Genomic DNA, 9,257 nt, shown 5'->3' with positions numbered 1-9,257 from the left:
CGTCCCGGAACCACTCCTTCCCATCCCGAACAGGACAGTGAAACAGGACCGCGCCGATGATAGTGCTCTTCGTGAGTGCGAAAGTAGGTCATCGTCAGACTACCTACACCCAAAAAAGCCGCTACCCCAACTCCAGGGTAGCGGCTTTTTTACGTCTACGGGCCGGGCTCGCCGTGTCTTGCGACCGTGACTTGCGCCGGTGCATCGTGCAGAATCGCCACTCTTCACGGGACTGGCGTTTCATGGATTTCGATCTGATCATCGTGGGCGGGGGGCTCGCCGGAGCTAGCCTCGCCGCCGCACTGCAGGGAACCCGCCACCGCATCGCGCTTGTGGAGGCGCGTGCGCCTGCCGTCGTCGAGGGCTGGGATGCGCGCGTCTATGCGATCAGTCCGGCATGCGCGGATTTCCTGCGCGAGATCGGGATCTGGCAACACCTCGATGCTGCGCGGATTGCACCGGTGCATTCGATGTCGATCCATGGCGACGCGGGGGGAGAACTCGAGTTCTCATCGTACGACAGCGGCTTGTCGGAACTCGCCTGGATCGTCGAGTCCGGACGGATGCAACGCGAGCTGTGGGAAACGGTCAAGCGCCAGCACAACGTGACGATGCTGGTTGGCGGCGTGCCCGAGGAGATGATCGTCGATAGGGAAAGTGTGTCGCTTGCACTGCCCGGTCGCAAGTCTATTTACGGCCGGCTCGTCGTCGGTGCAGACGGCATCAATTCCTGGGTGCGTACGCAGGCGGGAATCGACGCGGAGATCAGCCCCTACGGCGAGCGCGGCGTGGTCGCGAATTTCAGCTGCGGCAAGGATCACCGCAACCGCGCATTTCAATGGTTCCGCGACGACGGCATCCTCGCGCTGCTCCCGCTGCCGGGGCGGATGGTCTCGATGGTCTGGTCGTGCGCGGACGACTTTGCGGATTCCTTGCTCGCGCTGGATGGCGCGGCGCTGTGCCGGCGCGTCGCGGACGCTGCGGGTGGTGCGCTTGGGGCGCTGGAGCTGGTGACGCCGGCGCAGGCCTTTCCGCTGCGGTTCATGCGGGTGTCGTCAGTGGTGAAAGAGCGGGTGGCGCTGGTCGGCGACGCCGCGCATGCGATCCACCCGCTTTCGGGTCACGGCATCAATCTCGGCTTCCAGGACGCCCGGGCCCTCGCCGCTATGCTGCGGGAGCTTCCGGCATGGAGGGATCCGGGTGAGATTTCCGTGCTGCGCGGCTATGCCCGTGCGCGCGCGGAAGAGCCCTTTCTGGTTCAATACGCGACACACGGGCTAAATCGCCTGTTCGGTTCGCGCAATCCGCTGCTCGCGGCCGTGCGCAACGCCGGGTTGAACCTCACTGACCGTTTGCCGGTCGTACGCAACGCGCTCGTGCGATACGCCGTGAGCGGCCGATTCTGATTCCATGGAGATGCTGATGTTTAAGAAGGTAATTCGTCCGCTGGTCGCTGCCCTGGGGCTGGTGCTGCTGACGCAGGGGGCGGCACACGCCGACGAGGCGGAAGTTAAGAAGGCGGTGGAAGCCTTCGTCGGTGCTCCGGCGGTGGAGTCGGTTGCGAAGCTCCCGTATGCCGGCCTCTATGAGGTCGTGATGAAGAGCGGGGAACTGGTCTACACGGACGAGAAGGCGAGCTTCTTCCTCGACGGGCGCCTGATCGACACGAAGACGCGCAAGGACGTCACGGCGGCGCGCATGGCGCAGTTGTCGTCGATTGATTTCGCGTCGCTGCCGCTCGACCACGCGATCAAGCAGGTGCGCGGCAACGGTTCGCGGGTGCTGGTGACGTTCGAGGATCCGAACTGCACCTACTGCAAGCGGCTCGGCAAGGAGCTCTCCCAGATGAAGGACGTGACGCTCTATACGTTCCTGTTCCCGATCCTGAGCCCGGATTCGACCGAGAAGTCGCGCAATATCTGGTGCGCGAAAGATCGCGCAAAGGCATGGAACGACTGGATCCTCGAGGCGAAGACCCCGGCTGCGGCGAAGTGTGACAGCGGCGCGGTCGACCGGAACGTGGCGCTCGGCCAGAAGCTGCGTATCAACGGCACGCCGACGATCTTCCTCGCAGACGGTCGTCGCCTGGGCGGCTACGTGCCCGCGGCGGAACTCGAGCAGCAGCTCGCGAGCGTCGCGAAGTAAGAAGACGGACGGCGGCGCCTGCGGGCGCCGTCTGTTTCTCTGCCGTCCTCAGAGGGTGCCGCTGTCGTTCGGCAGCAGAACCCACAGCTGGCCCTGCTGGCGCATGCGGCCGGCCTGCACGCCGGCATCCGTGCCGAGCCCCCAGAAGAAATCCGCCCTGACCGCGCCCTTGATGGCGCCGCCTGTGTCCTGGGCGAGCATCAGCCTGCGCAGCGGGCGGTCGCTGTTCGGTGCCGTGGTTGCGAGGAAGACGGGAGCGCCCAGCGGGATGGTGCGCGGGTCGACGGCCAGGCTGCGCCCCGGCGTGAGCGGGACGCCGAGCGCGCCGGTGGGGCCGCCGCTTGACGCAGGCATTTCCCTGAAGAACACGTAGCTCGGGTTGGTGTGCAGGAGTTCGGCGAGGCGGTGCGGGTTGCTGCGCGCCCAATTCTTGATGCCGTCCATGGACGCTTTCTCCAGCGGCAGTTCGCCCTGGTTCACGAGCCACCGGCCGATCGACTGGTAGGGGTGGCCGTTCTGGTCGGCGTAGCCGACGCGGACCTGGCTGCCGTCGGGCAGTTCCACGCGTCCGGAGCCTTGCACCTGGAGGAAGAACAGGTCGATCGGATCGGCGGCCCAAAGCAGGGTGGGGGCGGGGGATCGGTCCTTCATGCCCTCGAGTTCGGCGCGCGTCCAGTAGGGCACGACCTTGTTGCCGACCAGGCGGCCGCGCAGGCGAAGGTTGCGCATGTCGGGATAGAGGTCGCCGAACTCGATCGTGAGCATGTCGCCGGGCACGCCGTGGATCGGCCACGGATAGCGTTCCGAACGGGAACGGCTGCCCTTGATGATGGGCTCGTAGTACCCCGTGATCAGGCCTTCGGCCGTGCCGTCGGGGTTGCGGACGGCCCACGGAGTGAAGCGGGTCTCGATGAACTGGCGTACGGCGGTTGCCCCGGGGGTGTCGCCGAGGCGCAGCACCTCGTCGCACACGCGCTGCCAGCGCGGCTGTTTGGCGAGCACCTTGCACGACTGACGCAGGGCGGGCCACGCTTGCGCGATGTCGTCACTGCGCCAGTCGGGTAGTTCGCTCCAGCTTGCGCGCTGCAGTGCTTCCACTGCGGGCGACGGCGCGGGGGGCTGCGCCGCGCCGGACGCCGGTGGGGTGGGTGCCGACGGGGCTGCACAGCTCGGGCATGAGGGGCAGGGCTTGGCTGCCGTGCACGGGGTCGTGGCGGTCGCGGGCGCCGGCGGCTGGCTGGCACAGGCGGCGAGCAGTACGAAGGGCAGGAGACACAGCAGGCGCTGCGCGGGTGATGTTGGGGCGCGCCGGTTCATGGGGAGGATCGGGTAGACTCGTGAAATCAAGGGGCCCCAGTATACCGGCTTGCCCGGATCGGCCCGAGTCGCCAATCCCGCAGGAGAGTGCAATGTGGGTGATCTTTCTGGAAGCGGGCGTCGCGCTCGCGCTGTTGCTGGTGATCGTGTGGGCGACCTGGCCGAAGCGGCGCGATGGCGACGCGAACGAAGGAAGAACGAATCGAGATGAATGATCTAGTGCAATTGGTGACGCGCGCCGAGCAGTTGATCGGGCGCCTGGAGCAGCTGCTGCCGCGGCCGGCGGCGGCGCCGGACTGGGATGCGGCGCGGGCCTTCCTGTGGCGCAGGCGTAACGGTCATGCGAGCCTCGTGCCCGTGACGCGTCCGCACGCCATCCGCCTCAAGGACCTGCGCGACATCGACGATCAGAAGGAGCGCATCGATCTCAACACGCGGCAGTTCCTCGCCGGCCGGCGCGCGAACAACGTGCTGCTGACGGGCGCCCGGGGCACCGGCAAGTCGTCGCTCGTGAAGGCCCTGCTGAATGCCTATGCGGGCAAGGGCTTGCGTCTGATCGAGGTCGATCGCGACGACCTTATGGACCTGCCCGAGATCATCGAGCTGGTGCAGGGGCGCCCGGAGCGCTTCATCCTGTTCTGCGACGACCTGTCCTTCGAGGATGCGGAGCCGACCTACAAGGCGCTTAAGAGTGTGCTCGACGGCTCGGTGGCGGCGGTTCCCGACAACGTGCTCATCTACGCGACGTCGAACCGACGTCACCTGATGCCGGAGTACCACGACGAGAACCTGCAGACGCAGCATGTGGACGGCGAGATTCATCCGGGCGAAGCGGTCGAGGAGAAGATCTCGCTTTCGGAACGCTTCGGTCTGTGGATCTCCTTCTATCCGTTCAGCCAGGACGAGTATCTGGAGATCGTCGCGTACTGGCTGAAGAGCTTCGGGTTGGAGCGCAAGGCGATCGACGGGGCGCGGCAGGAGGCCCTGCAGTGGGCGCTGATGCGCGGCTCGCGTTCCGGGCGCGTCGCGTGGCAGTTCGCGCGCGACTGGGCGGGGCGTTTCGATACGGACAATGCGCGATGACCAAGCGCGTCGAGGTAGCCGCCGGCGTGATCTTCCGCCGGGACGGGCGTTTCCTGCTCGGGCAGCGGGCGCCGGATACTTTTTATGCGGGTTATTGGGAGTTCCCCGGCGGGAAGGTGGAGCCGGGCGAGTCGCCGCCCGATGCGCTGGTCCGCGAACTCGACGAAGAGCTGGGGATTCGCGTGCAAGCGGTGCGGCCGTGGATCACGCGGGAGCATCTGTACGAGCATGCACACGTGCGGCTGCATTTCTTTGAAGTCGCCGACTGGGAAGGCGAACTGCACGATCACGTGCATAGCGCGCTTTCCTGGGAGCGGGTGGAGGCTCCGGAGGTCGGGCCGATGCTGCCGGCGAACGGCCCGATCCTGAAGGCCCTACGCTTGCCGCGCTGGATGGGGATCACGCATGCGGTCGACATCGGCGTTGCGCGCCAGCTCGAGCTGCTGGACGCAGCGCTGGCCGGCGGTCTGCGCCTGATCCAGGTACGCGAACCGGGCATGGCCGTGTCCGAACTGCGCGCCTTTGCCGCCGAGATCGTGACGCGCGCGCGGGCCTTCGGGGCGTCGGTCGTCGTGAACGGCAACGCGGCGCTTGCGGCGGAGACCGGGGCCGATGGTGTGCATCTGTCGGCCGCGCAGCTCGCTGTCCTGGGGGCGCGACCGGCGCTGGAGTGGGTCGGCGCCTCGTGCCATACGCGCGCGGAGCTGGAGCGTGCGGCCGATCTCGGCGTGGACTATGCGGTGTTGGGCTCGGTGCAGCCGACTGCGACCCATCCCGGGCAGGCCGCGCTGGGTTGGGAGCGGTTTGCGGAGCTCATCCGCGGCCTGCCGATGCCGGTACTGGCACTCGGCGGGCTGGTGCGCGCCGACATGGCGCGCGCGCGGGCAGCGGGCGCGCACGGCATCGCGGCGATCCGCGGTAGCTGGGATCAGTCCTGAGTCGAGCGTCCGGAGGGGTCTTGCTCGCCCGGGTCGCCCTCGTCGGCGGCGGGTACGCGGTAGTCCTCGGATGCCCAGGCTCCGAGGTCGATCTGCTTGCAGCGTTCGGAGCAGAATGGTCGGAAGCGGTTCTCCGGCACCCAGCGGACGGGGGCGCCGCATTGCGGACATTTTACGGTGCGGATCTGCGCCATGCTGCGGGCGGCCTCAGAGGCTGCAGAAAGTGAGTTCGAAGTTGACGTCGCGGTCGGCGAGCCGCGGGCGGATCACCGTTTCGGAGAGCATGAAGCGGACATTGAGTGCGTACTTGTTGGCGCTGATCTCGGGCACGACGGCGTCGGCGGGGGACAGGCGCAGGCGCAGCATCTGCGCGCTGCGGCCGGCCATCATGAGCTGGTAGGTGCCGCCGCGGGCGAGCTGCGTCTCGGGGCGACCGCTCGCGCGCAGCAGGCGCAGGACGATCGAGAGGCCGTCGCGGATCGGCAGCATCGGGTGCACCCAGTTGGACAGATCGTGCCGGCGCTGGTCGGCGTCGCGTTGCAGCCAGTAATGGTAGGACGGCAGATCGAACTGGCACACGCCGCCGGGAATCGACGCGCGGCTGCGGATCGCCATCAGCCACTCGTTTTCGCGCAGGTACTGGCCGATCTTGCCGGCCATCGCAAGGAGCGACGAGGAGGCCTGCTCGATCTCGTAGAGCGCGCCGGACAGGGCTTCCTCGGAGATCTCCGGATTGTTGCGGAAGGAGATCAGGATCTGGCGCTGGCGTTCGAGTTCCTGCACGAGATCAACCTTGAGGTCGGCGCGGCCGGCGACTTCGAGGATTTCGAACAGGGTGAGCAGGGTAACGTGGTGATCCTGCGGAGCGTCGCCGCGCGAAAAATGGGCGAGCTTGCTGTACAGGTCTTCCAGGCGCAGGAGGGTGCGGATACGCTCGTTAAGAGGATATTCGTAGCTGATCACCGCATGTGCGCCTGAGAAAACCGGATCTCCCGTTAGTGCCGGGATGATAGCACAGGGGATATGCCGCGACCTGTCCGTTTGCGGCGCAGGATCGCCCGAAAAGCCTTTGCCTGTGGGCGTTTTCAGGCGAGTGCGCGGGCCGCGGCGAGGTACTTTTCGTGCAGGCGGTCTACCTGGGCGATGAGCGCGGCGAGGTCGCCGCCATTGTCGATGACCTCGTCGGCGGCGGCGAGGCGTTGTTCGCGGCTCGCCTGGGTCGCCATGATGGCGCGCACCTGCTCTTCCGGCAGGCGGCTGCGCGTCATGACGCGCCCGACCTGGACGTCGATGGGGCAGTCGACGACGCACAGGCTGTCGCAGCGTTCGCGATACTTGCCCGATTCGACCAGCAGCGGCACGACGAGCACGACATAGGGAGCACGCGCCGCGCTCACCTGACGCGCGCTTTCGGCGCCGATCGCCGGGTGCAGGATCGCTTCGAGCCGGCGCCGTTCGTTCGGGTCGGCGAAGGCGCGGTCGCGCATGGCCTTGCGGTCGAGGGCACCGTCGGGTGTGATCAGCGCATCGCCGAAGGCCGCGCGGATCGCGGGAATGGCCAGCCCGCCCGGGGCGGTGAGGGCATGCGCGATGGCATCGGTGTCGACGATCGCGGCGCCGAGTTCGCCAAAGCGGTCGGCCGCTGCGCTCTTGCCGCTGCCGATGCCGCCGGTGAGGCCGACGACGTAGGGGCTGTTGCTCATGGTGTGCATTCGCTGATGGTTGCGCCCGAGCGGCGCACGGCCGGCGAGCTGGTGAGGGTCTTGAGGGGGCTGGCCGGACCGCGCACCTCGATGCGGTGAACGGTGGTCGTGCGCGAGGCGATGCCGGCGCCGCGCACCTGTTTCGCCTGCAGGCTGGCGAGGTGCTGCTGGGCCTTGGCTTCCGTCTTGAAGAGGCCGAGCGAGATCGCGTGCTGGTTGGGACCCGGGTCGTTGACGATGAAGAGCTCCGACACCCCCTGGGCGCGCAGTTCGGCGACGCGCCGTTCGGCCGCTTCGCGCCCGCCGCCGGGAGGGATGCGCACCCACCACGCGGTGGGGGTGCTGCTGGTCTTGCGCTCGGCGCGCAGTCCGGGTTTGCCCGTGATGGCGTTCTGCATGAGGGCATCGGCCTCGCTTTCGGCGAGTCCGTCGATGACGGTGCAGGCCTGCGGCAATACCGGTGCAGCGGCCGCAGGGGCTGGCGGCGGGGGCGCCTCGCGGCCGTTGCCGGTTTCGGGCGCGGCGGCGGCCTGCTCGGCGGCCTGCTCGGCGGGCGGCGTCGGCGCTGGCGCTTCGGCATCGCGCTGCGGGGCGGTGCCCCCCGGGCGCAGCACGATGCGCTCCGGGTTGAGCTGGTTGCTCAGGCGCTCGGGTTCGCCTTCGGGTGTGGAACTGCCCAGCCAGCCCCGGATCGACGCCAGGGCGAGCAAGTTGAGCAGCACGAGGATGACGAACACGATGCGCATGGGCGAACTTTACCGGATAGGCGGCCGATTCACGCGCCGCACCTCAGCCGAACTTCGGCAGGTGCGCGAGCGACGCGGCGACCGCCTCGGCCGGATAGTCGTAGTTTTCGAGCTGGCCGGAGAAGTAGCGCTCGTAGGAGCTCATGTCGAAGTGACCGTGGCCGGTGAGGTTGAAGAGGATCACCTTCGGCTCGCCGGTGGCCTTGCATGCGAGCGCCTCGTCGATGGCAGCGCGGATCGCGTGGCAGGACTCGGGCGCCGGGATGATGCCCTCGTTGCGCGCGAACATGACGCCCGCCTCGAAGGTGGCGAGCTGCGGGACCGCGACGGCCTCGAGCAGGCCCTCGTGATAGAGCTGCGAAACCAGCGGCGAGTCGCCATGGTAGCGCAGCCCGCCGGCATGGATGCCGGGCGGCATGAAGTCGTGGCCTAGCGTGTACATCTTCATCAGCGGGGTGAAGCCGGAGGCGTCGCCGAAATCGTAGGCGTACTGGCCCTTCGTCAGCGTCGGGCAGGAGGTCGGTTCGACGGCGACGCAGCGCAGTTTCTCGGCGCGCTTGTCCCCCGAGGCCTTGTCGGCGAGAAAGGGGAAGGCGAGGCCGCCGAAGCTCGAGCCGCCGCCGCAGGGGCCGAGGACGACATCGGGGTAGAGGCCGATCTTGTCGAACTGCTTCTTCGCCTCGAGGCCGATGATGGTCTGGTGCAGCAGCACGTGGTTGAGCACCGAACCGAGGGTGTAATTGGTGTCGGCGCGGCCGGCGGCTTCCTCGACCGCCTCGGAGATCGCGAGGCCGAGCGAGCCGGGGTTGTCGGCATCCTTGGCGAGCGCGTCCCGGCCGGTCTGCGTCATCTCCGACGGGCTCGCGAACACCTCGGCGCCCCAGGTCTGCATCATGAGGCGGCGGTAGGGTTTCTGGTGGTAGCTGACCTTGACCATGTAGACGCGCACGTCGAGGCCGAACATCTGGCCGGCGAAGGAAATCGACGAGCCCCACTGGCCCGCGCCGGTCTCGGTGGTTAGGCGCTTGATGCCGGCCTGCTTGTTGTAGAAGGCCTGCGGCACAGCGGAGTTGGGCTTGTGCGATCCGGCCGGGGAGACGCCTTCGTACTTGAAGAAGATCTTCGCCGGGGTGCCGAGCGCGCGTTCGAGGCGCACGGCGCGCATCAGCGGGCTGGGTCGCCAGATCTTGTAGATCTCCCGCACCTCGTCGGGGATCGCGATCCAGCGCTCGGCGCTCATCTCCTGCTCGAGGATCTGGCCGGGGAAGATCGCCATCATCTGCTCGGGTGTCACCGGTTTGCCGTCGGGCCCGAGCGAAGGGGAG

The 9,257-nt window shown here is 67.8% G+C and carries 11 protein-coding genes and 1 rRNA gene; 6 read left to right on the top strand and 6 right to left on the bottom strand.

Annotated features, from left to right (window positions below; genetic code table 11):
• The 3 genes from rrf to GPA27_RS27110 all read left to right on the top strand — a co-directional run.
• Window positions 1-100 (top strand): 5S ribosomal RNA (rrf, locus tag GPA27_RS27120); the annotation flags it as partial.
• A gap of 142 nt (window positions 101-242) precedes the next feature.
• Entirely contained in the window at window positions 243-1,406 is a 1,164-nt protein-coding gene (locus GPA27_RS27115) for a UbiH/UbiF family hydroxylase (protein WP_169143531.1), read from the top strand.
• Window positions 1,407-1,422: 16 nt separating this feature from the next.
• Window positions 1,423-2,145, top strand: coding sequence for a DsbC family protein (locus tag GPA27_RS27110; RefSeq protein ID WP_211165273.1), 723 nt, complete (start codon window positions 1,423-1,425; stop codon window positions 2,143-2,145).
• 48 nt (window positions 2,146-2,193) lie between these two features.
• Here the strand turns inward: GPA27_RS27110 and mltA are convergent, their stop codons facing one another.
• Entirely contained in the window at window positions 2,194-3,243 is a 1,050-nt protein-coding gene (gene mltA, locus GPA27_RS27105; RefSeq protein ID WP_308446343.1) for an MltA domain-containing protein, read from the bottom strand.
• 311 nt (window positions 3,244-3,554) lie between these two features.
• On the opposite strand from mltA, the gene GPA27_RS27100 reads away from it, so the two are divergent.
• Genes GPA27_RS27100 through GPA27_RS27090 form a run of 3 tightly spaced genes read left to right on the top strand, consistent with a single transcriptional unit; the run spans window position 3,555 to window position 5,483 of the window.
• Window positions 3,555-3,677 carry a hypothetical protein gene (locus GPA27_RS27100; protein WP_256223137.1) on the top strand — a complete coding sequence of 41 codons (123 nt, stop codon included), beginning with the start codon at window positions 3,555-3,557 and terminating at the stop codon, window positions 3,675-3,677.
• Window positions 3,670-4,545 carry an ATP-binding protein gene (locus GPA27_RS27095; RefSeq protein ID WP_169143529.1) on the top strand — a complete coding sequence of 292 codons (876 nt, stop codon included), beginning with the start codon at window positions 3,670-3,672 and terminating at the stop codon, window positions 4,543-4,545. The genes GPA27_RS27100 and GPA27_RS27095 overlap by 8 nt, the downstream gene beginning before the upstream one ends.
• A complete protein-coding gene (locus tag GPA27_RS27090; RefSeq protein WP_169143528.1) occupies window positions 4,542-5,483 on the top strand; it encodes a Nudix family hydrolase in 942 nt (313 codons plus the stop codon). The genes GPA27_RS27095 and GPA27_RS27090 overlap by 4 nt, the downstream gene beginning before the upstream one ends.
• Here GPA27_RS27090 and GPA27_RS27085 read toward each other — a convergent pair.
• The 5 genes from GPA27_RS27085 to GPA27_RS27065 form a co-directional block, all read right to left on the bottom strand.
• Window positions 5,474-5,677: a DNA gyrase inhibitor YacG gene (locus GPA27_RS27085; RefSeq protein WP_169143527.1), complete on the bottom strand. Its 204-nt coding sequence runs from the start codon at window positions 5,675-5,677 to the stop codon at window positions 5,474-5,476. The genes GPA27_RS27090 and GPA27_RS27085 overlap by 10 nt on opposite strands.
• A gap of 13 nt (window positions 5,678-5,690) precedes the next feature.
• Window positions 5,691-6,446 (bottom strand): cell division protein ZapD, encoded by a 756-nt coding sequence (gene zapD, locus GPA27_RS27080; RefSeq protein WP_169143526.1) that lies wholly within the window; start codon window positions 6,444-6,446, stop codon window positions 5,691-5,693.
• A gap of 122 nt (window positions 6,447-6,568) precedes the next feature.
• Window positions 6,569-7,186: a dephospho-CoA kinase gene (gene coaE / locus GPA27_RS27075; RefSeq protein WP_211165272.1), complete on the bottom strand. Its 618-nt coding sequence runs from the start codon at window positions 7,184-7,186 to the stop codon at window positions 6,569-6,571.
• Window positions 7,183-7,932, bottom strand: coding sequence for an SPOR domain-containing protein (locus GPA27_RS27070; protein WP_169143524.1), 750 nt, complete (start codon window positions 7,930-7,932; stop codon window positions 7,183-7,185). The genes coaE and GPA27_RS27070 overlap by 4 nt, the downstream gene beginning before the upstream one ends.
• A gap of 43 nt (window positions 7,933-7,975) precedes the next feature.
• Window positions 7,976-9,257 (bottom strand): TrpB-like pyridoxal phosphate-dependent enzyme (locus tag GPA27_RS27065; RefSeq protein ID WP_169143523.1); only part of this gene is annotated, 1,282 nt, incomplete at its 5' end.

The sequence above is a fragment of the Aromatoleum toluolicum genome, assembly GCF_012911005.2.
In the GTDB taxonomy this organism is placed as follows: Bacteria; Pseudomonadota; Gammaproteobacteria; order Burkholderiales; family Rhodocyclaceae; genus Aromatoleum; species Aromatoleum toluolicum.
Note: the sequence above shows the minus strand (reverse complement) of the source record. Positions and strands in the feature narration are given on the sequence as shown.